Source organism: Amycolatopsis sp. A133 (genome assembly GCF_031082405.1).
Taxonomy (GTDB): Bacteria; Actinomycetota; Actinomycetes; order Mycobacteriales; family Pseudonocardiaceae; genus Amycolatopsis.
Window position 1 is genome coordinate 1 of sequence record NZ_JAVHJU010000055.1, and the last position, 25,058, is coordinate 25,058.

The 25,058-nt window shown below is 67.8% G+C and carries 24 protein-coding genes; 19 read left to right on the top strand and 5 right to left on the bottom strand.

Annotation, left to right across the window (positions count from 1 at the left end; all coding sequences use genetic code 11):
- The first annotated feature begins 259 nt into the window (after positions 1-259).
- From Q5425_RS32020 to Q5425_RS32030, 3 genes are all read left to right on the top strand, one after another.
- On the top strand, positions 260-2,146 hold the full coding sequence (locus Q5425_RS32020) for a hypothetical protein (RefSeq protein ID WP_308676080.1): 1,887 nt from the start codon (positions 260-262) through the stop codon (positions 2,144-2,146).
- A 202-nt stretch (positions 2,147-2,348) separates the two neighbouring features.
- Positions 2,349-3,143, top strand: a complete 795-nt coding sequence (locus Q5425_RS32025; protein ID WP_396135282.1) for a C40 family peptidase — start codon at positions 2,349-2,351, stop codon at positions 3,141-3,143.
- A gap of 279 nt (positions 3,144-3,422) precedes the next feature.
- Positions 3,423-4,265 (top strand): hypothetical protein, encoded by an 843-nt coding sequence (locus Q5425_RS32030; RefSeq protein WP_308676081.1) that lies wholly within the window; start codon positions 3,423-3,425, stop codon positions 4,263-4,265.
- Positions 4,266-4,340: 75 nt separating this feature from the next.
- On the opposite strand, the gene Q5425_RS32035 is transcribed toward Q5425_RS32030, so the two are convergent.
- Entirely contained in the window at positions 4,341-4,871 is a 531-nt protein-coding gene (locus Q5425_RS32035; RefSeq protein ID WP_308676082.1) for a hypothetical protein, read from the bottom strand.
- Between the two features lie 326 nt (positions 4,872-5,197).
- Between Q5425_RS32035 and Q5425_RS32040 the strand changes: the two genes are divergently transcribed.
- Positions 5,198-5,599 carry a hypothetical protein gene (locus Q5425_RS32040; protein ID WP_308676083.1) on the top strand — a complete coding sequence of 134 codons (402 nt, stop codon included), beginning with the start codon at positions 5,198-5,200 and terminating at the stop codon, positions 5,597-5,599.
- Between the two features lie 35 nt (positions 5,600-5,634).
- On the opposite strand, the gene Q5425_RS32045 is transcribed toward Q5425_RS32040, so the two are convergent.
- The gene (locus Q5425_RS32045; protein ID WP_308676084.1) at positions 5,635-6,033 is read right to left on the bottom strand and encodes an Lsr2 family protein; all 399 of its coding nucleotides are present in this window, start codon (positions 6,031-6,033) and stop codon (positions 5,635-5,637) included.
- A 559-nt stretch (positions 6,034-6,592) separates the two neighbouring features.
- Here Q5425_RS32045 and Q5425_RS32050 point away from each other — a divergent pair.
- The 12 genes from Q5425_RS32050 (at position 6,593) to Q5425_RS32105 (ending at position 17,634) form a co-directional block, all read left to right on the top strand.
- Positions 6,593-8,395, top strand: a complete 1,803-nt coding sequence (locus Q5425_RS32050) for an ATP-binding protein (RefSeq protein WP_308676085.1) — start codon at positions 6,593-6,595, stop codon at positions 8,393-8,395.
- Between the two features lie 5 nt (positions 8,396-8,400).
- On the top strand, positions 8,401-9,255 hold the full coding sequence (locus tag Q5425_RS32055; protein WP_308676086.1) for a replication-relaxation family protein: 855 nt from the start codon (positions 8,401-8,403) through the stop codon (positions 9,253-9,255).
- Positions 9,252-10,352: a ParB N-terminal domain-containing protein gene (locus Q5425_RS32060; protein WP_308676087.1), complete on the top strand. Its 1,101-nt coding sequence runs from the start codon at positions 9,252-9,254 to the stop codon at positions 10,350-10,352. Before Q5425_RS32055 ends, Q5425_RS32060 begins: the two co-directional genes overlap by 4 nt.
- Before the next feature lie 100 nt (positions 10,353-10,452).
- Positions 10,453-11,439, top strand: coding sequence for a DUF4417 domain-containing protein (locus Q5425_RS32065; protein ID WP_308676088.1), 987 nt, complete (start codon positions 10,453-10,455; stop codon positions 11,437-11,439).
- Complete coding sequence (locus Q5425_RS32070) at positions 11,439-11,747, top strand: hypothetical protein (RefSeq protein ID WP_308676089.1); 309 nt, start codon at positions 11,439-11,441, stop codon at positions 11,745-11,747. Before Q5425_RS32065 ends, Q5425_RS32070 begins: the two co-directional genes overlap by 1 nt.
- A 15-nt stretch (positions 11,748-11,762) precedes the next feature.
- Positions 11,763-13,196, top strand: a complete 1,434-nt coding sequence (locus Q5425_RS32075; RefSeq protein ID WP_308676090.1) for a hypothetical protein — start codon at positions 11,763-11,765, stop codon at positions 13,194-13,196.
- On the top strand, positions 13,180-14,133 hold the full coding sequence (locus Q5425_RS32080; RefSeq protein WP_308676091.1) for a hypothetical protein: 954 nt from the start codon (positions 13,180-13,182) through the stop codon (positions 14,131-14,133). Before Q5425_RS32075 ends, Q5425_RS32080 begins: the two co-directional genes overlap by 17 nt.
- Positions 14,133-16,067 (top strand): hypothetical protein, encoded by a 1,935-nt coding sequence (locus Q5425_RS32085; RefSeq protein WP_308676092.1) that lies wholly within the window; start codon positions 14,133-14,135, stop codon positions 16,065-16,067. The genes Q5425_RS32080 and Q5425_RS32085 overlap by 1 nt, the downstream gene beginning before the upstream one ends.
- Entirely contained in the window at positions 16,064-16,510 is a 447-nt protein-coding gene (locus Q5425_RS32090; RefSeq protein WP_308676093.1) for a hypothetical protein, read from the top strand. Before Q5425_RS32085 ends, Q5425_RS32090 begins: the two co-directional genes overlap by 4 nt.
- Positions 16,511-16,573: 63 nt before the next feature.
- Positions 16,574-16,924 (top strand): hypothetical protein, encoded by a 351-nt coding sequence (locus tag Q5425_RS32095; RefSeq protein ID WP_308676094.1) that lies wholly within the window; start codon positions 16,574-16,576, stop codon positions 16,922-16,924.
- Between the two features lie 39 nt (positions 16,925-16,963).
- A complete protein-coding gene (locus Q5425_RS32100; RefSeq protein WP_020646578.1) occupies positions 16,964-17,197 on the top strand; it encodes a hypothetical protein in 234 nt (77 codons plus the stop codon).
- An 8-nt stretch (positions 17,198-17,205) separates the two neighbouring features.
- The gene (locus Q5425_RS32105; protein ID WP_308676095.1) at positions 17,206-17,634 is read left to right on the top strand and encodes a hypothetical protein; all 429 of its coding nucleotides are present in this window, start codon (positions 17,206-17,208) and stop codon (positions 17,632-17,634) included.
- Positions 17,635-17,638: 4 nt separating this feature from the next.
- Here the strand turns inward: Q5425_RS32105 and Q5425_RS32110 are convergent, their stop codons facing one another.
- Positions 17,639-18,685, bottom strand: coding sequence for a hypothetical protein (locus Q5425_RS32110; protein WP_308676096.1), 1,047 nt, complete (start codon positions 18,683-18,685; stop codon positions 17,639-17,641).
- A 98-nt stretch (positions 18,686-18,783) separates the two neighbouring features.
- On the opposite strand from Q5425_RS32110, the gene Q5425_RS32115 reads away from it, so the two are divergent.
- The gene (locus tag Q5425_RS32115; RefSeq protein ID WP_308676097.1) at positions 18,784-19,653 is read left to right on the top strand and encodes an N-6 DNA methylase; all 870 of its coding nucleotides are present in this window, start codon (positions 18,784-18,786) and stop codon (positions 19,651-19,653) included.
- Between the two features lie 73 nt (positions 19,654-19,726).
- Complete coding sequence (locus Q5425_RS32120) at positions 19,727-20,011, top strand: hypothetical protein (RefSeq protein ID WP_308676098.1); 285 nt, start codon at positions 19,727-19,729, stop codon at positions 20,009-20,011.
- A gap of 373 nt (positions 20,012-20,384) precedes the next feature.
- On the opposite strand, the gene Q5425_RS32125 is transcribed toward Q5425_RS32120, so the two are convergent.
- Positions 20,385-21,413, bottom strand: coding sequence for a TauD/TfdA family dioxygenase (locus Q5425_RS32125; RefSeq protein WP_308676099.1), 1,029 nt, complete (start codon positions 21,411-21,413; stop codon positions 20,385-20,387).
- 87 nt (positions 21,414-21,500) lie between these two features.
- Between Q5425_RS32125 and Q5425_RS32130 the strand changes: the two genes are divergently transcribed.
- Complete coding sequence (locus Q5425_RS32130) at positions 21,501-23,786, top strand: tetratricopeptide repeat protein (RefSeq protein ID WP_308676100.1); 2,286 nt, start codon at positions 21,501-21,503, stop codon at positions 23,784-23,786.
- Here the strand turns inward: Q5425_RS32130 and Q5425_RS32135 are convergent.
- Positions 23,779-25,014 carry a glycosyltransferase family 4 protein gene (locus Q5425_RS32135; RefSeq protein ID WP_308676101.1) on the bottom strand — a complete coding sequence of 412 codons (1,236 nt, stop codon included), beginning with the start codon at positions 25,012-25,014 and terminating at the stop codon, positions 23,779-23,781. The two genes, Q5425_RS32130 and Q5425_RS32135, sit on opposite strands and share 8 nt — an antisense overlap.
- Positions 25,015-25,058 lie beyond the last annotated feature (44 nt).

Below are 25,058 nucleotides of genomic sequence, written 5' to 3' on the forward strand. Positions count from 1 at the left end.
TGGATCAGCCCTGCAAAGAAGCTCACAATGTTACTGTCCTAAATAGAGCATGTTGCGACGACCGCATGAATCCGCCCGGGCCTTTTGATCCCTGTCTCACAGAGACGCAGGGCAGGAGGTCGTGATGAGACTGAGTTCTGTCGGAACCCGTGGGCTCGCGATTGCCGCCGTCATCGTCCTCATCGGACTTGTCGCGCCACAAGCTGCATACGGCCAGACGCAAAAGAACCCGTGCGAGCCGTATCCGACGTGCTTGTGGGTGCCAGGCAATCAGCCGACGCCGCTGAAGCCGGAGCCGGATGCGCCGCCGTTGCCGCTGCAGGACGACCCCAGTCACCACGTCCACCTCGGCGGGATCTTCAGCATCGACGACGGCTACGGCCGAGACCTGCACAACTACGACCTCTTTGCCAACCTCCCCGGCTTGCTCGACAACCCGATGCCGACAATCTGGCTGTGGCTGGGCAACATCGGCTTCGCCGTCGGCAAGTACGCGGTCGGGTTCTCGGTCTGGTTCACCGAATGGGCCGCCTCTACCCAGGTCTTCGACTGGATCAAGGCACCGGCTCACGACCTCGAAGACATATGGCAGACCTCGGTCATCGGCGACCTGAAGCTCCGCCAGATCGCGATGCTTCTCGCCACCTGCTACCTCGGCCTGCTCTTCGCCCGCGGCCTCACCACCCGGGCATGGCGAGAGACCGCGTCCACCATCGCGGTCAACGTCCTCGCCGTCGCGATCCTCACCCACCCCGTCGACGTCCTCATCGGCGACAACGGCGTGCTGTCCCTGTCTCGCGACATTGCCGCCGACGTGTCCAGCGTCATCATGGGCCAGGAGCCCGGAGGCACCGGGAACCCGGCCGCGCCGATCGGCCAGGCGTTCATCGACAACCTGCTGGTCACACCCTGGGAGACGCTCAACTACGGCACCCCAATCAGCCGCGTCAAGGGCATCGCCGGCGCCTGCCAGTACTCCGTCAAGCGCGTCCTCGACGACGGTCCCTGGTCTGGCAAGGACGACAGCACCAAGGCCCGCGAACTCGACGGCTGCCCCGGCGACTACGGCAAGTACAACGAGGTCGCCGACGGTGACCGCACCCTCGGAGCCTGGCTGTACGCGATCGCGATGATCCTGTTCGCCATCCTGGTGATCTGCCTGAACGCCGTCCAGGTTCTGGCCCCGTACCTGCTGCTGTTCGAAGGGCTGCTGCTCGCGCTGGCGTTGGTCGCCGCGCTGGTGCCCTCGATGCAGCACCAGCTCGCCTACCGGGTCAGCTCGATCGCCGCCACCATCGCCCGGCTGCTGGCCGGCATGGTCTTCCTCGCCGTCATGACCGTGCTGCTGCGCACGCTCATGCTGGCCGACCTCGGCCCGCAGCTGGTCCGCTTCGCCGTCATCGACCTTGTCGTCTTCTCCGGCTTCCTTTTCCGCAAACGCCTGACCGCGAACCTTCAGCGGGTCCGAGGCCAGCTCAGCTCCCGGCTGCAGCGGCTCGGCCGGCCACGCCAGGCCCCGAAGGCGTTGCCGACGCCGGTCGTCCCCGCTGGGCCGGATCGGCTCGCCCGGACGTTCAAGGCCGGGACGTCGGCGTTCGCGGAGACCTTCGCGCCGGTCGGGCGGCTCAAGGAGCGCCTGGTCACCGCGGGCCGCGCCGGCGGGAAGGCTGGGGGACAAGCGCTCAAGTACACCGTGGGGGCGCCGGTCTCGTGGCCGCAGGCGGCTCAGCGTGCGCAGACGGCGCTCACCGCCAAGGCCGGAGTCGCCAAAGGTGCGCTGGCTCGTCGTACCGAGGCCGCCAAAACCTACGCCACCGCCTATGCCGGGAATCTCGGCACAGCGACGGGCGCGCGGCCCGCGTGGCACGCCGCGACCAACGTGCTCGCCGCACTCAGCGACCGCCCACGTGGACAGAAGCCAGCAACGTCGACGTACTTCGGCGCGGAGATCGCCGGAGCGACGCCGCCGGCCACCGGGCGGAAACCGGCGTTCACCGGCACCGACCTCGGGGCTGCTGGCCGTGGGCGCGGCTTCATCGCGAAGCCACCGGCTGAAACCTCTTTGCCACCCGCGATGCTGCCGCCGTCCGTCCCGTGGGCGCAGCGGCTGCGCGAGCGGCTCGGCGACGCCGCCAGTCGACGATGAACCCGCTACTCGCCCTGCGAGCGGCCGAGATCGCACGAGACCAGCTCCGTGAGCACCCGGCTCGCTGGGGTTGTCTGGCTGCACTACTGCTGTTCGGCCCGCCCGTCGTCTGCGTGATGATCGTCGTCGTGCTGCTCGCGACGCTCGCCGGGGCCGGCGACTCGAGTTCGGGAGCCGCGCCGAACGGCGGCACGGTGGGACGGTGGGCGACATCCCGGCCGACTACCTCGTCCTCTACCGCGAAGCCGCTCAAACCTGCCCCGGCCTCGACTGGACGATCCTCGCCGCCATCGGCAAGATCGAAAGCGACCACGGTCGCTCACAACTTCCCGGCGTCCACAGCGGGGTGAACAGCGCCAAAGCCGGCGGCCCCATGCAGTTCCTCCAGCCGACGTTCGACAACGTCGTCGCCCGCCATCCACCTCCGCCCGGCGGCGCGCACCCGCCGTCGCGGTACAACCCACACGACGCGATCTACGCCGCCGCGGCCTACCTCTGCGACGCCGGAGCCCGCGACGGCCGCGACCTGCACGCCGCGATCTTCGCCTACAACCACGCCGAGTGGTACGTCCAGAAAGTCCTTGCCCAAGCCGAGCGTTACAGCTGCAGCGCCGTGCAGACGGCGAATCCTGTCATCCGCACGGTTGTCGCGTTCGCATGTGACCAACTGGGCCTGCCGTACGTTTGGGGAGGCAACGGTCCTGCCGGTGGTGACGCCGGCTTCGACTGTTCCGGCCTGACCAAAGCCGCCTACGCGGCAGCTGGGATCGATCTGCCTCGTACTGCGCAGACCCAGTTCAACGCCGGTCCGCGAGTGGCCGTCGATCGACTGGAGCCTGGTGACCTCGTGTTCTTCGGCAGTGGGCCGGCCCACGTCACGCATGTCGGGTTGGTGATCAGCGCCGGAAACATGATCAACGCACCGGATTTCGGGAAGCCTGTTCGTATCGACAGGTTCGGAAATAGTGCGATCTGGGCTACACGGCCGGTGCGCTAGGCTCACGGCGTCCACATCGGATCGTTGCTCATGTCGAAGCTCGCGTCGGCGTGATCCGGACAGGAATTCCTGATCTCTGAGGCACGTATGATCATGTCGAGCCTTGAACACATTTAGGTAAGCGTTCTGCTGAGCGGTAACGGTCGAGGGTGCGGCTGCGACCCCTGAGCAAGCCCGTCTTGGGTTCAGCCGGACCCGTTGCTCGACGGATTCACTAGAAGCATGGTCTGACGTTCACGGAGCGCAGTGACCCGCGATCTGTCAGGATGGAGGTCGAAGATGACCGCGAACAACAACGCTGTGCAGACCTACCTTGCGCTGCGTTTCGCTATGGTACTTCTGGTCTTGCTGCTCTTCTTGGCAGTTGTCTTCCAACTGGTATCCATCAGTCATGGGCCCTGTTTCCAGCCGTCCATCAGTGCCTATTACTACACCGCTGTGCGGCCGGTTTTCGTCGGCGCTCTCTGTGCAATCGGAGTGTGCCTCATCGTCTACCGGGGCAACAGGGACACCGAGAATGCGGTCCTCGACTACTCAGGTTTCCTGGCGTTCATCGTGGCGTTCGTGCCGACCGAGATCGACACGAGGTGTTCGCCGACCAACGGGCCGGCGCCGGACGAGATCGCAGTCGCGGTGGGGAACAACGCCCTCGCCGCTTTGGTGGTCGGGCTTGCCGCAGCGGGCGTCGGGTGGAGGGTGAAGCTGGTCCGGCAGGACCCGAGCAGTCCGCTCAGTGCGAGCGCTAAAGCGTGGCTCGGGCTGACGGTGGCGCTGCTCGCCTGTGGGGTGACGATATTCTTCTTCGAGCGTGAGTTCTTTTTGAGATATGGCCACCTGTGTGCTGCCGTGGCCCTGTTCGTCGGAATTGCCGCGGCCGTAGTGGTGAACGCGGTTGACTTCAAAAAGGAGCACGAGGATGACGAGGAGCCGCCGACGAACAGGTACTTCCTTGTGTTCGGCTTCATGGTTGTCACGGTGCTGGTCTGTGTAGTGTTCGCCATCGGCGGGTTCAGTCACTGGGTTCTTGTCCTGGAGGCGTCACTGATCGCCGAGTTCGCGGTGTTCTGGCTGATTCAGACGAAGGAACTCGGCAGCGCTCCGACTCGCGCGCAGGCCCCATAATTTTGGAGTCCGAGTTGGCCCGCCGTCAGGCCCTTTGGTCGGTCGAACCAATCCTCGTATGCAGGTACTTGTTGTTCAAGATCCGATGGTCAGGTTCGTGTTGATCAGGGCGGTGTCCCATCGCTGTGGCGCGGTGTAAGCGATGCGCTCTACCAGGCGGCCGCAGAAGGCCGGAACGCTGACCACGATGCGGTCGGGGTGTGAGGTGTCTACAGCGTAGGCGTTCACCTCCGGACTGGCGATCAGCCGACGACCATCGACGCTGGCTGGTTTCGGTATGCCATAGCCGTGGAGTAGCGAGCAACGGAACTTGTAGACATAGCGTGCGTCGCCTTCCTCGACATCATGGTCGGTGAGCAGGCCCCGAAACCTTGCTCCGACATCCGTGTTGCTGCCGGAGAGCGTATCCAACACGATCATGCCAAGACTGAGGCCGATCCAGGACTCGTTGCCGACCCCAGCTCCTGTGGCGGGATCTCTGCCATTGGCCGTCCGCATGTCGCGGAGCGCGAGCGTGAGGCTGCTGTAGGTGTTCGTCGTGTTGAGGTCGCATCGGAGCATGGGTGGGTTGTCGCCAGTTCGTCCCTTGTCCTGCAGTGTCGTCATGGACGTCACGGTAGGCGCTCGTCGCCTTCTGCATCGAACCGATTCGCCGCAGGCATGACTGAGTTTCGAGGGAAGTTGTGATCGTTGGGAGGCGTTGCTCCATGACTTGCGAGTATTGCGGAGGCGTCGTCGTTGGCGGTGACTTTCGCCGTTCGTTGGCTCAATCCACGAGGTGGGAACTTCTCGCTGGTCACGGGGACATTCGGTGGGTTGCTCCGAATGCCGACATGTTCCCCGGTACGCATGACCGCCAGGTCATGCTCGGGAATAGTGCGCCGAAGGCGCTCCGTCTGGGCGAGGTCCTCACGAGTGGCGCGCTCTGGTGGGTGACCACTGCCGCGGTCGCGATCCTGATCGCGGTCTTCGTCCTCCACCGACACCTTCGTTCCCGCCACCTCCGCTCCCGTGTCCGGTTCGAGCTGCTGCCGACGGCCACGTTCGATCCGTCGCCGCAAGCCGTACAGGCGTTTGCCCACCAGCTGGGGCGGGTGCGGCCGGTGCGTGGGTGGGTGCCGAAGTCGGTGGTGGGGGTGCGGATCTGGTTCAGCACGGATCCCGAGTTCGGGAAGATGGTGATGAGCGTGGAGGGGCGAGAGTCGATGACTGGCGTGCTCAACAAGCTCGTTTACCCTGACGTCGATATCCGGCGAGCGACATCCGAGGGTGAAGTGTCCTCTGTCGGCGGCGAGGGTGATGTCTCCTCGCCGCCGACGCGACGACAGCGGTGATCTCTCCCCAGTGATCTGCTATCCATCGAGGTCGGTCAGGCGGCGGTCTTCTTGCGCGACGCACGCTTCCGCGGCGCCGGTGCTTCGGCTTCGGCGACCTGGGCCTGCTCGAAGGCGGAGACCACCTCGGAGGAGAGACGTCCTCGCTCGGAGACCTCGTAGCCGTTGGCGTTGGCCCAGGCGCGGATTTGCTGGTTGCGCTCGCGGTCGGACGCGTTGGTAGTGGTCGACTGTCCGGTGGCGACGCGGACCTTGCGGCCGCCAATACGGCGGCCGGCGCCGATGTAGCGGGCGAGCTCGTCGCGCAGGGCGGTGGCGTTGTTGTCGGAGAGGTCGATTTCGTAGGTGACGCCGTCGAGACCGAACTGCACGGTCTGGGCGGCGGTGGTGCCGTCGATGTCGTCGAGGATCTCGACGAGGACTTTCTGGGCCATTGAATGCTCCTTGGGGTGGATGTGCGTCCAGGAACACCTGCAAGTTGCAGATTCTGCGATGTTCTGTCAGTGAGTGTATCCATACGTCAGCCGGAAAGGAAAATTCACCCCCGTGCTCGGCTGCATCAAAACTGCTTCCACCTCCCATGACTGATGGTGCAAACCGTTCGTGGGAGGAGAACCCGCCGTGCATCGTCAGCCGCCCTCGCCGGACGTTCACGTCGCTCGAGCCGAGCTCGTGCTCGCGCGTCCTGCGCACCTTCCCTTGGCTGCCTTGTCGATCCGGCCGGACGATCCACTCCAGACACTGGCGAACGCCCTCGGTGACGTTCGCGTCGACCTTGGCGAATCGGTGCAGCTCTGCCTAGATCTCATCCCGTTGACGCCGGCGCGTATCCGCCACCTCGCTCGGCGAGCTATGCAGCATTCTGGTGGAAACAGTGTGAGGCCGTTCGGCGTAGTCGCCGAGGTTGCCGGGGAACTGCTTGGGGAGTTCTTGCCCATCGCTCGTTCGCAGGCTGGCGGGCGTTCCCGGAATGTGACACCTTCGCCTCACCGGGTGAAGAACAAGTTCGTGACCGATGAGCCGGTTTTCGCCATCCAGGTTCTGATCCGCTGTGTCTCGGAAATCCCGGGCCGGGCGCAGGCCCACCTGCGCAGCGTCATCGGCGCGTTCGACATCTTCCGAGGTGAGAACTACTGGCGGGTCCGTGGCCCGCGAGTCCTCGGCTGGCACTTCGGTGCGGACACCGCGGGAGTGCGTTGGCTGTTCGACCGTCGCTTCCGGACGGGGCTGGCGAAGCCGCGGCCGAGTTCGTTGGTCACGACCAGTGAGATCGCGGGCCTGCTGAAGCCGCCGTTGGGCCGTTGCCAGTCGCCGGCGATCGCGCGTAGCCGCGGCTGGGTGCTCCCCGCGCCGCGCGAGGTCCCGACCTACCGGCCGGGAACGGGGCTGGTGCGGCTGGGGTACGTCACCGACGTCAACGGCGACGAGCGCCTGGTCGGCGTGCCCTTGCGCGAGCTGCTCTTCTCCGCCCGCTTCGGCAAGGCCGGGTTCGGGAAGACCGAAGAGGCCCTGGCCCAGGCCATTGAGATCGCCCGGCTCGGCGGCGGGGTCTGGTTCCTGGACCCGCACGCCGACGGCTGGAAACGCGCCAAGCCCTACCTCTCGGACCCGGCGTTGCGGGCACGGCTCTGGGAGGTCAACCTTGACGTCCGCGGCCGGGCCAAGCGTCTGCCTGGCTGGAATCCGCTGAGCATGCAGGGCTTCACCGAGTCTGACATCGAGGACCGGGTCGACGCGGTCGTCACGTCGTTCGCCGCGGCCTTGGGCTGGGGTGATGCGGCGCCGCGGGCGAAGTCGATTCTGACGAAGGCGTGTGAGGCGCTCTGCTATGTCGCGATGCGGCTGCCGGCGGACTGCGCGCCGACGATCTTCCAGATCCCGACGCTGCTGGACGACGAGACCTGGCGGGAGTCGGTCCTGCCGGGACTGAAGCCGTCCGTACGCCGGTACTGGACCGATTCGTTCCCGAAGCTGGCCCCGGACGCGACCACGGTCGTCACGAACATCATCAACCGGCTGCGGACCAGCCCGACGCTATCGGCGTTCCTCGGCTCGTCGGTGACGACCTACGACGTGCGGCGGGCGATGGACACCGGGCGGATCGTGTTCGTCTGCACCACCGGAACCGGCGAGACGAACAAGCTGATCACCTCGTTCATGATCTACGACCTGTTCCGCGCCGGCCGCTCCCGCGCCGACACCCCGGTCGAGCAGCGGCGCAGGTGCGACGCCTTCGTCGACGAGCTAGCCGCGGTCGACGGCGCCTCCCGCGGCTACCTCGCCGCGATCCTCGAGCAGCTGCGCAAGTACCGGGTCGCGCTGCACGCGATGAACCAGATGCCCGACCGGCTCGCCGCGGAGACCCGCAGGGCGCTGCTGCAGAACCAGTCGCTGCTGATGACCTCCTCCGCCGCCATCGACGGCGCCCGTACCGTGGCCCGCGAGTTCGGTGGGCTGGTCCAGCCGGCGACGGTGACCGAGCTGGAGCAGTTCCACCACGTCGTCACCGCCACCCTCGGCGGCCAGCGCACGACCCCATTCAAGATCCGCGGCCTGCACGTCGACGACGAGTTCGCCGAGCACTTCCACCCCGAGTGGAACGACGAAGTCGACCAGGCCCTCGACGCCAACCTCGCCCGCCGCCCGATCGGCGAGGTCCTCGACGAGCTCGAGGACCTGGACGACCGCATCCTCGCCGCCCTGCAGGCCGAGCGGCTGGCCCCGCAGCTCCGGCGCGGGCGTCCACCGACTCGCGGCAGCGGCGCCGGAATCGACCTGACCTCGAGCGTGGAGTGATCACTGTGGACGTCTTCCAACGCGAGGCCCTGACCGTCCTCTACTGGCACCGGCTGATGTCCACGGAGCAAGTCCGGCGGCTGGTAGCCCCAGCGCTGTCCCCGGTCACCGTGCGCGCGAAGCTGGCCGGCCTGCGCCGTGCCGGGCTGGCCGACCGGATCACCCGGGAGCACCGGCCCCGCACCTGGCACGTCACCCCAGCCGGAGCCGAGGCCGTCGAGGCAGCCGGGACGGTCGACGCCCGCGCCTACCGACTGCCGGGCACCGCAGTCGCGCACCTGCTGCAGGAACACACCCTCGACGTCGTCGAGACCGGTCTCACCTTCGTCGAGACAGCTCGGGAGCGCGGTGACGAGTGCGGTCCGTTGTCCTGGACGCCGGAGGTCGCCCACCATTTCCGTGATCGCACGGGAGACCGGCGCGGGGTCGTGATCGCCGACGCCGTCCTGCACTACGTGCTCGAGGAGCCCGGCCGGCGATCGCAGCGGACTTTGTTCGTCGAGCTCGACCGCGCGACGATGCCGGTCGCCCGCCTGGCCCGCAAGCTCGTCGGCTACATCCGCTACCACGACTACGCCCCGGCCGGATTAGGCCGGAAGCCGGCCTGGCGGGAGCGATATCCCCGGTTCCCGCGGGTCCTGATCGTCCTCTCCGGTGCTGGGCAGCCCGTGCTCGAGCGCCGGCTCGCCGACCTGCGCGCCCACGCCCAGGCCATGTCCCTGGTGAGCTCGGCCGCGGGACGGGTCGACATGGTCGCGACGACCTTGCCCCAGCTCCGGGAGCGCGGCCCGCTGAAGCCGGTGGCCGTGCCATTGCTCGGCGATCCGCGGTGGGTGGGCGTGTTCGGCAGGCTGTCATGACCGAGGTCGTGCAGCAGTTCGGGCTGTCACCGCGTCTGCGGCAACGCCGGTTCGCGCTGCTGCCGTTGCGTGGCGACGGCACGCCGTTGACCGAGGTGCAGGGCCGGCTCCCCGGCGACACCACCACGCCGGCCGACCTCGCGGACCTGATCTCCTCGATCGCCAGCGTCGGAGTCCTGCAGCCGGTGCTGGTCGAGGAGATCGACCGAGGCGACGGGGCACATCCGGCGATGAAGCTGGCCGCGGGGGAGCGGCGGCTGCGCGCGTGCCGGTGGGGCGCGGTCAACCGGCCGGACAACCCGCACTTCGCCGCGCTGCCCGCGGTGGTCTGCCCTGGGCCGCTGTCGGATGAGGAACGCCGGATCTGGCAGCTCGTGGAGAACCTCGCCCGGGAGAGCCTGCGGCCGGGCGAGCTCGCGGCTGCCCTGGTGCTCGACCGGTGCGCCGTGCTGCTGGGCAAGCTCCTGGCCGGCGGCCACGCCGTCCCGGCCGAGGTTTACGCGATCGACGATCCGATCGCCCGCTTCGCCGCGATGGAACGCATCCGCGGCAGCGACAAGCGCTGCGCCGCGCCGTGGGCCGAAGTCTTGACGCGGCTCGGCCTGCAGCTGAGCCCGCGCAAGGCCCGCGAGCTCGTGCGGGCGTTCGCGGAGATGCCCCGCGAGGTCGCCGGGGAGATGGACGAGGCGAAGGTCTCGTTGCATACCCGCATCCGGTTCATCGAGCTGCGCCGCGGCCGGGAGCAAGCCGCCGGGGACATCTGGGCCGCGGTCAAGAATTCTGGCCGGACTCGGCTGCTCCCGTCCGCGCTCGCCGCCGCCAGCGCCGACGAGAGGCTGAGCCCGGAGCAGGCACTGGTCGCAGCCGAGCGCGTTCAGGAGCAAGCCGACGCCGCCCGCGCCGACAAGCTCCGCGCCAAGCCTGAGGCGCAGGTCGCCGCGGTCGACGCCCGGCTCGTCGAGCGCACCCTCGCTGCCCTCCGCCAGCTGCTTTTTGCACTGGTCCAAGGCGTCGAGCTGCGAGAGCACGACCGCGGCTCCCTCGCGCTGCTGCTCGATCAACTCGGCGACGTCCTCCACAAGGGAGAAGCCGCATGAGCACGTTCCTCGGCATGCCCACTGCGCCGGCCGCGCGCTGCGACTGCCGGCGCTGCCCCTGGTACGTCGACGCCGATCCTGCAGTCGCGATCGTGCCGCTGTGCTCCGGCTGCAACTCCGACTGCGCCTCCTGCGGCTGCGCCGCTCCGACTGCCGGGCCTGCCCGATCCGCTGCGGCTCCCGCACCGACATCGACGCCTGGATGCGCGACGTCGGCGGCACCCTGGAATTCGACGACCTCGCCGTCCCCGCCCCGCTGCCGACCTCGCTGCCGGCGTTCATTCCGCAGGTCGACGGCTCCGGCGTCGCTGAGCTCGACGAGGTTGTCCGGTGGCCAGCGTACGCGGTCGGGCTACGGCGGGTGTTTTCTCCCCGTACTCATGCGCTCTACCCGCGCTGGTGCGACGGCCGGACCGCCGCCGAGGTCCTCGATATCCCGAACACCACGCTGACCGTCCTCAGCGGATACGGCGAGGACCCGCTCGTCGAGGCCTTCTGGACGGCGCGGCACCGCGATGACGTGATCACCCAGATCGCCGACCTGCGGTTCGGGCTCGTGCTGGCGCCCAACTACTCGATTTACGGCAACTGGCCTCGCGCCGAGCACCTGATCAACATGCGCCGCTCGCTGATCATTGCCGCCGAGTTCGCCGCCGCCGGGATCCCGACCGTGCCGAACCTGTACTGGTACCGCCTCGAAGACCTGCGCCGCCAGGCCGATTGGATCTCCGAAACCAAGCCTGCCGCCGTCGCGGTCAACGTCCAAACCGTGCGAGAGAACAACAACTGGCAGAGCTGGGCGCTGCCCGGCTTGTCTTGGCTGGCCGAAAACCTGCCACCGGACGTAGTGGTGATCCTGACTGGTCTGTCCCGCCGGGACAGGATCGAGACCGCGCTTGAGCTGTTCGGTGACAGGCTCGTGGTGATCAGCCAGAACCCGGCGCAGTATGCCCTGCACGGCGCGGTGATGACCGCTGATGGGCGTCAGGATGTTCACGCCCGCATTCCTGACGCTTTCGCCCGCTCCGTGCGCTTCATGGCTTCCCTGCTTCGGCACAGGACCGTCACCGCCGGGGGAGGCCTCTGATGCCACGCCAAATCTGGGTTCTGCTGGGCTGGTCGCCCGAACTCGGCGCCTCGGTCACCCCAGTCGGCGTCCTTGGCCTCGACCCGGTGAGGCCCGAGAGCTTAGTCGAATGGATCCCGCGGGAGTACGTAGCCGGACAGATCTGGCGCGAACGCCTTACCGGCGTCGACGCGGCGACGCTGGCCGACCGGATGGCGCTCTGGGCTGAGACACCGATCGCTCCGGCCGCGCGAGTCGAGGCGGCTGAAGGAACCCTCGGGGACGTCGTGAGGGCGCAGGTCGACGACCTCCTCGGGTCTGCGCGCTGAGCCGGCGGTCGCCCGATGGGAACCAACGCCAAAGCCGGTCACGCTGCCTACGCCGTAACACCGGCCGGAGAGTTCGCCGCGCACCTCGCCGCTGTCTGCGCGAATACCGAGGAGCCCGCGGACGCGGCGGAGGCCGACCTGCAGTTCGTCGCCGGGATCGTGGCGGGCGGCGTCGACCCAGATGACCCGCTCGGATCACCGGCGATCGAGCTCCCGGACGATCCGGTCCAGGGCTATGGCGTGTTCTCCGCGGCGGTCGGCACCGCGCTCGCTGCCGGGAGCCAGCTCTCCGACAGCGCGACCGGGCCCTACGAGGAGCAACTCCACGCCCTCAGCGCCGAGTACCTGGCGGAACTTGAGCCTGCGCAACTCGCCGACATCGCGGCCGCGGCCGGGTTCGAGCACCCGGAGCTGGTCGGGATCGCTGGGCAGGCGCCGCATCCGCTGGCCGTCTGGCTCGACCCGTCCGTGCCGGCTGATGCCGAAGCCAAGAAGAAGATCCAGGCGCTGGCGCTGGCCCGCCATGACGCCCTCTGTGCCGGCCAGGTGATCAACGGCAAGAAGTTCGCCGAGTGGGATCTTTCAACGACCGCTGCCGTGTTGCCGGAGGGGTTCGAGGGATGGGCGGCGACCGAAGCCGACCTGGCCGAGGTACAGGGCGACTTCGACGCTGCCGCTGCTGCGGTCGCCCAGCAAGGCGCCGCCGCCGGGCCTGAGTTGGTCGCCGCGCTGGTGCACTGGGAAAACCGGATCGCCACCGCCCAGAGCGTCGATCCCGCTGCTGACTTCAGCACGGCGACGGCAGCGGCGCGTCATCACGTCGATGAGCTGCTGGGAGCCGTCACTCCAGCGCAGCTGAGTGCCGCGGTGGCGGACGGCAAGCACGACGGGCACATCGCCGATCCACAGCTGCAGACCCTCGACGCCCACCAGGTCCTGCAGCTGCTGCGCGCCTCCACTCCCGCTGCCGAACGTCAGGAGATCACAGGCGTCGTCGCGGAACGGTCGGCGATGCTGGCGCACTCCGCCACCTGCGCCGCCGACGCAACCACCACGCTCGACGCCGGCCCGGTCGACCAAGCGAACGCGGGCGCACTGGTGCAGCAACTGCGCGCAATTGCCGAGGTCTACACCGCCGTCGCTGCCTGGGACACCGTCGATCCGGCGCCGCTGAACCAAGCCGTGCTGCACGCCGGTCAGGCGAAGGTGCTCGCGTGGGCTGATGGCCAGAAGGTCGGCGACCTGCGGAAGTTCGTCTCCGGTGCCGGAATCGTCACGCCGGCCGAGGCGGCGGTGGCGACCAAGTCGGCTCTCGGGAAGTTGCTGCAAGGGTCATCTGAACGCCTCCACCGCAACGGTCAGCGCCGTCAAGGAGACGCTTCAGGCTCCCACGAAGTCGACGGCTTCCCCGGTGCCGAAACCGTCCCCGGTCGTGTCGAAGCCTCGTAGCCGGTTCGGGATGCAGCACGCCCAGCTCGTCGCTGCCCTGCAGCAAGCCCAAGCAGCCCACAACGCCATCCCCAAGGCTTCCGATCCCGCCGCAGTTGCTGCCTGGGATTTCGGGCCGGGCACGCCGGCGAATCTCGGCGGCACCCACCCGAAGACTCTCCACACCGGACCGGACGGAACGACGTGGATGGCCAAGCAGGAAGGAACCCCGCACGCCGGCGCCATCACCCAGACCGAGGCCGCGGCGTCCCGGCTCGCTGCCCGTGCCGGCCTTCCGGTCGTCCCGGTCTATGCGACCAAGGTCGACGGCAAGCCGGTCAGCGTGCAGCCCCTGCTCACCGGGGCGAAACCGATCTCGGGCGCCGCGGCGAGCTGGTCGCAGGCCGACGTCGACGAGATCGTGCGGCTCCACGTCACCAGCTGGGCGCTGGGCAACCACGACGCCCACCATGGCAACGTCCTGCGAACCAATGCCGGAGGGCTCGTGCCCGTGGACCAGGGCCAGTCGTTCAAGAACTTCGGTCGCGACAAGTTGAAGCTCGACTATCGACCCAGCACCACGGCCGTCTTCCACCAGGTCTACGACGCCCACCTCGCCGGCAAGCTCGGTCAAGGCGTGCAGGTCAACCCGGCTGCGGCGCACTCGGTCATTCGCCGGATCGAGTCCGTGCCGGACGCCGAGTGGCGCGCCATGCTCCACACCGTCGCCCACGCCGGCGCCGCGCAGAACCTGACCTGGGTCGCGCCGATGCGTGCTCGTGCCGCGAAGGCCAAGGGCATTCCGGAGTCCGCCGTCACCACCGGGCAGATCGCCGAGTCCTTTCTGGACTACGCCGTCGAGCGGAAGAAGAGGCTGCGGCGGGACTTCGTGGAGTTCTTCACCGAGGACCTCAAGATGTCCTCCGCCGCGGCCTTGGCGCACCTCGGCAAGACGTGATGGGCACCAACGCCAAAACAACACACACCGCGTACGCGATCACCCCGGCCAGTGAGAGCGACCTCGTCGACTCGCCGAGAGCCGACGACCAGGCCCCGGTGATCGCAGAGGAGCCAATCGTCGTCGAACCTGGACAACAGCCGGTAACGCCGATCCCTCTGACCCCGGACGTCGGACACGCCTACGGCGAACCCGTCCTCGTCGGGGGAGCCGACCTGATCGCCTCGACCGCCACGCTGGTCAGCTACCACAGCGTGGACGGTCCTCGGACCGTGCTGCACGCCCGCGTCGACGAAGACGCCGAAGCGAAGCTGCTCGACGCGCTCACCATCAGCCCCGCGATGGTGCCGACGCAGGTCGAGCAGCAGGTCACCGGCCGGCTGCCCGTGGACAAGCAGCACAACCTGGCCGAAAAGATCATCACCGCCGCCAAGAGCGTCAACCACCACATCACCAACGGCACCATCACCGCCGAGCAAGGACCACCGGCGACGACGGCGAAGAAGATCGACGCCGCGGAAGCTGCTCTCCAAAGCCTCGGCGACGCGGCCGTGCCGGTGGAGAAAGCCATGCTCGACCACTACCTCGCCCAGCTCCAGGCGGTGAAGGACGCCGTCGCCACCGGCACGTCGGTCGCCCACGTCACGCCGTTCCAGCACCAAGGCACCGAGCTGGTCACGGTTATGGTCCCCGCGCCCCCACCCGAGGGGGCCGCCGGCGCAGTTGCCGTGCTCCGCGGCGCGACCCGCATCAAGCCGGAGCTGGACACCGGCACCGGGCAAGCCAGCTGGGACGGTGCCCGCGCGACCAACGTGCTCGGCAAGGAGTACGCCATCGACCTCGGCGACGGCTACCAGGCCATCTACCGTCCCTACAGTGTCAACGACCCGGCAACGACCGAGTACTCGCTACGTGGACGCCTCGAAGTCATCGCCCCTGCAGGCGAGGGCCACGGCCCGGAGCTCGTCGCGCGGCTCGGGCGGCTCAACCTGGCCAACCGGCCGATGACCCAGGACGAGGGCGAGTACACCTACCTCACTACCAACGTCACCGCCCAGAGCCTGGACAAGCGAGCCGAGGTCGTCGCCGCGCACGCCACCGGCCAGCACCTCGAGGAGATGGTCCGCCAGGAGATCTTCCACGAACGCGCCCATGAAGCGGTCGGCATGACCGGCGCGCAGCTGGCCGATTTCGCCAAGCACATCCAGCTCGAAGCCCACACTCGCGCGCTCCCGGCGAAGGTGCAGGTGCTACGCGACGCGGTCGCCAAGGCCGCGGGTTTCGCCGACGGTGACGCGCTCGCGGCCAGCACTGGCTACGACCCGGCGCCACGGCGTTCGGCCGGGTGGCTGACCTGGACCCGGTTCGACGTCGGCAACTCCGCAGCCAAGCTCGGCAGCGCAGTCGCCGGTCGGTCACTGGTCCACTCGACCTCGCACACCGGGCTGAAAGCGATGCTGGCCACCGGCGTCCTGGCGTCCACCGAGCGCCGCACGACGATGGGCACCCACGTCGGCGTGGGCAAGAGCGAGAGCGCGGACAAGCTCACCGGTGGCGCGAGCTCGGTGTTCTTGCGCGTCCGGCCGACATCGTCGCTGGATTCCGAACCGAAGCTGATTTGGGATCAACCGGAACGGCTGCTCGTCCGCGCTGACTACTACGGCGCCAACGGCGACACTTTCGGCGTGGTCAATCCGGCGAAAGTCGAGCAGTACGGTGCCAAGTCGACCAAGGACTCGTTCAAGATCGCCAAGTTCGCCAACCCCAGCAACGAAGTGATGTTCGCGGACGGCATCGATCTGCTCGGGCCGGAGGGCCCCAGCCGCATCCTCTGCAGCAACACGACGCAACGCGACGAGATCCGGGCGATGCTGCAGGTCAAAGGTGTCACCAGCATCGCCGGAAAGCCGATCGAGGAGGTCGTCATCGCATGACCGACCTGACCCCTGACCAGCTCTGGACCAGGCTGACCGAGCTGCTCGGCGGTGCCCGGCAGGACAGCGCTGAAGACCTGCCGGGCGCCGAACTCGTCGTGACCGAGGATGATCAGGAGGTCTTTCGAGCCGCACTCGCCCGGCACGCTCGCCGGGACCGCGACGAACCCGGGGTGATCTGGATCCGCCCGCTCGTGGCTTCGGCGAACTTCCATGACGGCCTCCCGGCGTTCGACCTCTCGATCGTCCGCCGGCGGGCCCTGCACGTCGCGGCAGCTCAAACCTCCGACGACGGGCTGAACCTCGAGCTGGTCACCGGCCAGCGCGCGCATATCCAGCCGGCCCGCGGAATCCAGCTCGCGGTACTGCAGGACTTCGACACCTGGATGACCACCTTGACGCTCGAACGGCGGATCGAGGTCGAAGCGCTCGACAGCGACTGAATCTGCCCGCCACGGCCGGTGCGTGTCTCTGGCGAAACCAGAGTGATCCGGTGGTGATGGACGATGCGGCAGGAAGACGAGGCTCCGGAGATCGCGGCCGTCGAGTGGGTCGCCGACCACCTGGAAGCCCACGGTCATCTCCTCGTCCACGGCTCGACGATCGCCGAAGTCGTCAGCCGCGTCCGAGCGGCACTCGATGTCCGCCCGATCGCGGGATCCCATGACCTGCGGCTGCGGATCCTGCACGCCGGCTGGTGGCAGACGGAGGCGTGTGACTGCCGGCGCTCACTGGCGTGTTCGAACCACCCGAGGTGGCACTACCGCCCGGCCGCAGCCACCGACCGCGCCGCTTGGCGAGGCGCCGAAGTCCGGCTCGTCCTCGCAGTGAATCAACCCGGTCCGAGGAAGGCGTGACTCCCGCGTCCGAACTCGACTCTGCCACCGGAGGAACCCGTGTACGAATACTCCGACGACGAACTCGACCAGGCCGCCGCGTCCGCGGCCCAGCGATTCGACCTGGACACTTCCCACGCCCGCGAATTGGTCGACATCGTCGCGACCGCGCTCACCGAAGGCGGCGACGCGATCGACGACGCCGCCTGGGACGTCCAGGACAACGACCCGGGCGTCGCGGGGGAGGACTTCGTCGACGACGTCGCGAACAACCTCGGTTACGACCTCCCCTGACCATGGACATGGTCCGCGACGACGGCGCTGACCGCTACGTCGTCCTGCAACGCAAAGGCCAGCTGTTCCCCGCGGTTTACTCCGCGGCCCACCGGCTCTGCCGGCTGCCGGTTTGGCGGGGACGAGACGCAGTTGATCCCTCGCCGGTGCTCGACTCCCTTGAGGACGTGGCGATGCAAGTCGCGTTCTTCTGTGGCGTGGGGATCAATGCGTCACTGGAGCGTCTGCTGACCGCGGCCCGCGCTGTTGCCGATACCGTCCGAACCATCCAGGCAGCCAGTCGGCCTGGTTTCGGCGGCAACGTCGACGAGCGACTTCGACCTGACGACGAAGCCGGCCGCCGGCGGCTGGATCACGCGATCACGGCGTTCGTCGAGGCCGCCCGCGCGGACCTGCGCATCGACGGCAGCTGGCTACCCGTACATCCGGCGAGCTGACTTGCTACTCGCTGGCGCGGGTCGGTGGCGTGTCGACGAGGTTCACCTTCTTGGTGATACGGACCGGCGCGTCGACCGGCCCGCGCCAGTGCCCGGCGACCGGCGTCAACCGCCGCAGCGTCCGTCCCGGGCCGTAGGCCTGGCGACGGATGAACGGCGCGACCGGAAACCGCACACTCACCGTCCGTCCCGACGGCTCACCACGATGAACTGATCGCGAAGGGGCCTTCCGGCTCACCGAGACCACTCTGACCGGCGAGGCGCTGTAGCCCGCCCGTTCGTCGCGGAGGCGCTGAGTCCGGGGGAGGCGCTCTTCGGTGGTTTCCGTCAGCGTGTTCGGCGTGCAGAAGATCCACCCGGCGTGGACAGTCTGCAGCCATCCGATCGTCGTCTCGGCGGCGGCGATTTGGTCCGGCTGAATCTCCCGGCCATCCGGGTCGGGTTCCAGTGAGGCCGACGTCGCGCCCCACGGCATGTAGATTTCGTTGTCCCAGGTGAGTTCGGCGTTCTGCTGGTGGGCCGTCAGTTCGGCCTCGGCGGCGCTGGCTCCCATCGATCGGGCCAGCCGCTTGATCGCCGCGAAGTCGGTGACGCTCCAGAAGGTCACCCAGAGCCCGCCGGTGTCCGACGTAAGTAGCTCGGTTCCGCCCCAGGATACGGCGACGATGTCGATGCGCTTGCCGTCCTCGCGGATGTACTCGGTCAGCGGCTCGGCGAACAGCATGAATCCCGTCGGTGCCGGGATGTCCTGCGGCTGGATGTCCCAGTGGTCTTTCAGGCTCGGTGCGGCTTGGCGGACCAGGCGGGTGATGTCGGTGGTCACGTAGAACAGCTGCGCCTGGCCGAGCCGCTGGTGCTCGTCCTCCAGCAGGAGCCGCGCGCCGAGGTCCGGCCTCACCACGGGACGCAGCGTCCCGCGTTGGCGGCGCAGCGCCTCTGCCGTGAACAGGTGAGCGGGCGGACTCAGGAGGTAATCGGCCAGGTGCTCGCGCAGCGCGGGCAGCTGCCGCGGCGGCGGGGGCGACCAGCTGGGTGATTCCGGGACGTTCATGTAGCTGCAGCTCCTCGTGAAAACATTGTGTACTCAGTTCTCTTGGTTTACGGTAAGCAAACCTTGAGTACTAAGTCAACAATGATTGAGGGCTCGACATGAACGAGTGCAAGCACCGTGCCAGTCAGGAATCAGCGAGCAACCCGATCAACGCCGAGGCTCACGCCCTGACCCTCGCCGTCGAGGTCGCCTCCGCCTGGCACCGAGGAGGCGGCTCCGCCCGGCCTGAGATCCCGTTGGGAATCGTGGCGACCATCGCGGCCGCCGGGCTGCTGGTCGAGCGAACCGCCGACGTGGCCGAGGGAATGAAGTCCGCCTCGCCCGACGGCTTCGTCGACATCGCCCGCAGCGTGTGGGCTGTGACCTTCAGCCGCCGCCCGGACCTGGCGATGTCGGTGTATCCGCTGCCCGGATGGCTCTCCGCCGACGCTCATGAGGCACCGCTGAAGCAGATCAAGGCGACCGCCGATGCCGCGTTGCGCGCAGGTCTGCTCGAGTCGACCGCCACCGAGCGTCGCTTCGACTGCGACGTGCTCGGACCGCTTGTCGGCGCACTGCGGTCCCGGACGGCGATGAAGGTCAACGCACAGATATACACCCCGGGTGACATTGCGTGCGCGTTGACGGCGGTCGCACTCGACGATCTCGAGCCCGGTCGTTCGTTCTGCGACGACGCCGTCGGCACCGGCGGGCTCTTCCGAGCGGCCGCGTGCGTCGTCCGCAGCCGTGGCCTCGACCCGGCCGACATGTCATGGTTCGGGGCCGACGTCGACGCTCTCGCGATCGCAGCGGCCGCCGTCAACGGCCTGATCTGGGGCCTCGGCCCGCGTGTTTACCTGTACGTCGGCGACATCCTCGTGCACCCGCACTGGGCAGACGACGCTCGTGCCCGGCAAGCCGGGTTCCTTGACGAAATTGACAGCCTGAGCAAGGGAATCAAGGTGCTTGACTTCCTCAAGAAGCTCTGACCGGCCGAGTCGGGCCGACGCGCCGCGAGGCCGAATACCGCGACGACCTGCTCTTCCCTGCTAACTTCCCGGCGTGGAACACGTCGAGCGGCAGATCACGGACGGCCCGGCTGCCCCGGTCGGCGCGACCCTCCGCTACGCCGACATGGTGGAAATCGGCACCTGGTTCAACGTCAGCCACCGCGCCGTGGCGAACTGGCGCTCCCGCTACGCGGACTCGCACCCATTCCCGGAACCGGATGTGGTCATCGGTCGCACGCCCGGCTGGTCTCCCGACCGCCGGAATGAGATCGAGAGGTGGGCTGCAGGTCGGCCGGGCCAAGGCGCCGGCGGCGGTCGTCCACGTAAGGCGGATTGATCAGCTCTGCCGGTCACTCCGAGACCACCACGTGTACTGGGCTCATCATCAGTCGTTGCCCGCTGGTCTCCACTTCCGTGTCAGGGAAGTGCGGAACATGGTTCGACCATGTAAGAAACCTAATAGCGCAGTTCGCAGGTTCTGGTTACTCCCCGGAGGGGCGGCATCAGCGTTATTGGTTCGGGTTGTCGTCGCCGAGTGATCGCCGGACGAATTCAGCGTGGGCTGTGCAGCGCATGATCATGTCGATGGGGTATCCGGCGATCTGGTGGCGACTCGACTGCATCAGCCGGAGGGTAGTAGGTTCGAGTCCACGCTGAGTTGATGTCAGTGCGTTTCCATGGATTTGTCCTCTCGTATACGGTCCGGGTCCCTAGCTGAAGCGCGCGCCGATCGTCCGTCCGTCGCCCGGACGTGCGTAGCGCGAACGTCCAAGGTCGGCGGTGACGAAACACCGGATGATGAACCGGTCGCTGCCGTCGAACCTGGGGCTGAACGACGACCTCCCGTGCAGCGCGCGGCGGTTGTCGATTACGAGCAGATCTCCGGCGGCTAGAACATGCTGCCGGCGTTCGCGCTGGTAAATCTCCACCACCGAGCGGAAGGCCCTTCTGGCTGCCTTGTCCGTCGACGTCATCAAGTCCTGGTCGAAGACGACGAACGGGTCTTCGGGAGTACCGTGGAGGACCGGGATCGGTCCGCGCACGTCGCCGTCCAAGAATGTGTGACCGCCCAGCCGGAAGGATTCGTCCACTCCGGTCGTCCACAGGGGCTTCCAGAGCACCGGTTCGTCGACATGCCGCGCGATCTGACGTGCCGTCAGGGTAAAGGTCCGGGCATCGGGGTCGCCACGGATGCAGCCGAGCATGAGAAAGTCTGGGCGAAGAGCGCTGAACGCCTGTTCGGTGTGGACTTCGAGTTCGGCGCGGGAACCGAGGCTCGTCTGGCGGTGGGCCGCGGCCCGCGCTGGGACCATATCCTGGAACAGGCGCCCGTCGCCCTCAGCTTCGTAGGCGACGAGATTGCCCAAAGTCTCGCCGAAGATCGCCTGAATACGCGCGAGACGAGTTCGCTCGCCGATGTGCTGGGTGTTGTCGGACGGTGTTCCCGGCACATCGCCGACGGGCAGCCCCCTCAAGAGCAGGGTACCGGAAGGGCTGCTCCACCTGGCGAAGTCGGCAAGTGCCCGTTTCACCCGTTGCGGGAGATCGCCGACGGCGTCCCGCGCCGTCCGGCAGTACTCTTCGGCATACCTGGGCTCGTGGGGCTCCAGCGCGCTCGTCAAGGCTACGAGCTGGTGCCTATCTTGGGCCGTCAGCTGCAGAATGGCGTGGCCGTTGGCCGGAGAGTCCGTCATGATGCGTGCCCTTCGTGCGTTGGCGCGATGGAGCAACGAGATCACTGTGCAACTGCAGCGGAGCTCGGATCCTGGAGGACGCTGGGATAATCTGGAGATGCCTCGATTGCGGCTCGCTGGTCGGAGGGGTTCGTGTCGGACGAGACGGTGACGCGCGAGGACGTCGCGCGGGAGCTGACCGGGGCTCGCGTCCGGGCCAAGAAGGGTCGTCGCGCGGCGACGAGCGTGAAGGCGTTGGCCGTCCGGGCGAACATCTCGGAGTCGAGCCTGTATGCCTACTTCAAGGGCACGACGTTGCCGTCGGCGGAGGTGCTCGAGCGAGTGCTCCGTGCACTTGGCGTCGAGGGGGCAGAATTAGGGCGGATCTGTACGCTGCGTGACCGAGTCGATGTGACGCAGCGGGTCGGATCGACGCAGCCGCTGGGCAACACTGGAGCCAGACAGCCTCGCGAGTTACGCGCCAGCTCGCGCCGGTTCGTCGGTCGGCGAGCAGAGCTTGAGTGGTTGGAACGCTCGTTGGGCCGTTCGGACGAGTGTCCGCGGGTAGTGGTGCTAAGTGGAATGGCTGGAGTCGGCAAGACGACCTTGGCGCTGCATTGGTCGCGGGGAGTCGCCGTGGACTTCCCGGATGGGCAGCTGTACGCAAATCTCCGGGGCTTCGATCGCGAGTCGCCGGCGGAACCCGAGCGGATCTTGGAAGACTTTCTCAGGAGCCTGGGCGTCGCACCATCCGCGTTGCCATCCGGGCGGGAAGCGAAAAGCTCGCTGTTCAGAACCGTTGTCGCAGCTCGGCGCATGATCGTTTTCCTGGACAATGCGAGATCGGCCGGCCAGGTCCGGCCTCTGCTGTCGGGTTCCGAGGAGTGCCTGACGGTGGTGACAAGCCGTGACCGGCTCGACGGGTTGGTCGTACACGACGGCGCGCACCAGCTCACGCTGGACCTGATGCCGCAAGATGATGCGCGACGCCTGATCGGAAGATACGTCGGCGACGGGCGCGCTCAGGCGGACCGCGACGCAGTGGACAACCTCGTCGAGCTCTGCGGACGGTTGCCCCTGGCACTCGGGATCGTCGCTGCGGGTGCTGCGCGCCGCCCGGCGGTCGGCTTGAGGGACCTTGTCGATGAGCTCCGGGGCGCCGGCGGTCGGCTGGACCTACTCGGCTCGTGGGACGCCGAACTCGACTTGCGCACGGTGTTCAACTGGTCCTGTGCCGCGTTGCCGGGCGAGGCAGCCGAGTTGTTCACGCTCTTCGGCGTACACCCTGGCCCCGACCTGGAACAGCGTGCCTGCGGCGCGTTGCTGAATCGAGAGCGGATTCCGCGAGCCGCGCTCGGGTCGCTCGTCGCCGCGAACCTGATCACCGAGAGCGGCGTCGGGCGGTACCGCATCCACGATCTTCTGCATGAGTACGCGCGGGAGCGCGTGGCCACGCTGACAGCCGGCGTACGCGACCAGGCCGTCAGTCGGTTGGTCGAACACTACGTTCGTGCCGTTGCTCTCGCGGGCGAGTGTTTGGAGCGGCACCAGGGCAGCCGCAAGGATCGCGTGCCCAACAGCCTCCTGCCACCACTGGACACCTATCAGGACGCGATGGACTGGCTCGAAGCGGAGTTCTTGACCGTCCGATCGCTCATCGAACAGCTGGCATCGACGTCGTTCGCGCCGCAAGCGTGGCAGATGGCTCGTGACTGCAATGTTTTCGTTCGGCGTACGGGTCGGCGCGGCGAGCGACTCGCCATCCACCGGGCCGCGGTGACAGCCGCGGCGTACATGGGAGACAAACGTGCGTCTGCGAGGTCGACACGTCATCTCGCCGAAGCCATGTCGCGTCTCGGGCGGCAGGAGGAAGCCGCTGAGCTGCTGGCAACTGCGCTCAGCACGTCGGAAGGGGAAGCTGATCGCGCCAGCGTTCTCGCCACCCGTCTGTCGTTCAGCCGGGTCTTCGAAGCTGCCGGCCGGTACCCCGATGCATTGGAGCATGCGGACGCTGCGCTGACCATGGCCGAGCAGGACGGCGACGCTCGGACGTTCGCGGATGCCGCGACCTCGGCGGGCAGGATTCTGGGACTTCTCGGCCGTCATGAACAGTCCTTGGAGCTGAGCCTTCGTGCACTGGCGGAGTACCGGCGGCGGGGGCACATTGAGGGGCAGGCCGACGTGTTGAAGGGCATCGGCGATGCCGAGCACGCGCTGGGCCGACCGGCCGAGGCCATCGCACGGTATCGGGAGTCGCTGGAGCTCGATCGCCGGCTCGGGGACCGGTACTGGGAGGCGAACGCCCTGAATCGGCTCGCGGACGTGTACGAGAGCCGCGGCGAGACACAGCGGGCGCTCGATTGCCGTTCGGAGTCGCTGTCGCTGCTCAGGTCACTTCACCACCCCGATGCCGAGAAAGTTGCCGCGAAGCTCATTTGACGTCGTCCGCCGCATCCAAGACCGCCCGAGCGGTCATTTTCCAAGTGCGTTCGCGGGCGAGCAAAGCCGCAGCTCGCTGCGAGGTGGCGAACGCGGCCGCACGGTCCGAGAGCACGCGTGCGATGTGGTGTCCCCAGAGGGCTGTGTCGTCCTGCGTGAGCCGGACCGGAACCACGAGCCGGCTCACGAGCTCTTCAGGCAGCACCTCCTCAAGGAGCTTGCCCAGGCCACTGCGGTCGCTGACCAGCACGGGAATACCTGCGGCGATCGCTTCGGCTCCCACGAGTCCGAAGCCTTCTTCCTGCGGGGGCATCACCAGCAGGCTGGCGCGGAGGATGTCCGCCTGCACCAGATCGGGTAGCTCGGTGTAGTTCCGGACGGTGACGCGAAGGCCAGGGCGACTGGCCCAAGCTACGACGGCTTCGCGGAGTTCGGCCCCTTCGTTCTCGGGGGCTCCGCGCACCAGCAGTTCGACTTCACGTTCGACGAGGCCGCAGGTGCCGATCGCGTGGCTCACCGCTCGCGCCGCAAGCATCAGCCCCTTGACTTCGGCGTCTTCCATCCGGCCCAGCACCAGGATCTGCGGAATGCCGCCCCGCGGCCCGGCGGCGGTCGTCGCCGGTCGGTCGAACCCCGGATCAACGCGCAGCGGGACCGGCGTATCCGGGAAGTCCGTGAGATCTCGGACCGCGTAGTCGTGGAGTGCCGGTCCGACGGCGATGATGCGCTTCGCGTCGCGGCCGAGTTGAAGCTCCTCCTGTGTCCGCTGGGCAGCGCGGATCGCAGCGTCGCGAGGTCGGTTCGGTTTGTACCATTCGATCTGGTCGGGCTGCATGTGGACGAAGTGCAGCCGAGCAGCGCGCGCGAAGTGGTCCTCGGCGAGGGCTTGAGCCGACGGACCGGTGATGCGCCCGTGGCCGATGATCACGTCCGGCTCGACACCGGCCGGGAGCATTGGTCTGCGGCTCAGGGCTTCACGAGCGGAACCGCCGATGACACGGACGGCGGTCACCAGGTGGACACGCCGCCTCGCCGCGTCCTCGCGCTCGGCTTCGGTCGCGGCCGGCACCAGGCAGTATACGGAGGCGCCGGTGGCGGCCATCGCCGAGCACAGGTGGCGGTTGAAGGTGCTGATGCCCCCTCGGGCGGGAAACCACTCGTCAGCGACGGCAAGGACCGTGCGATCTGGTCTGCCAGGAAGCGGCATGCTGAGCTGGACTTCATTCATGGAGGCAACGGTGGCGGTTCGCACGATGTCCGGCGATGCTCGTC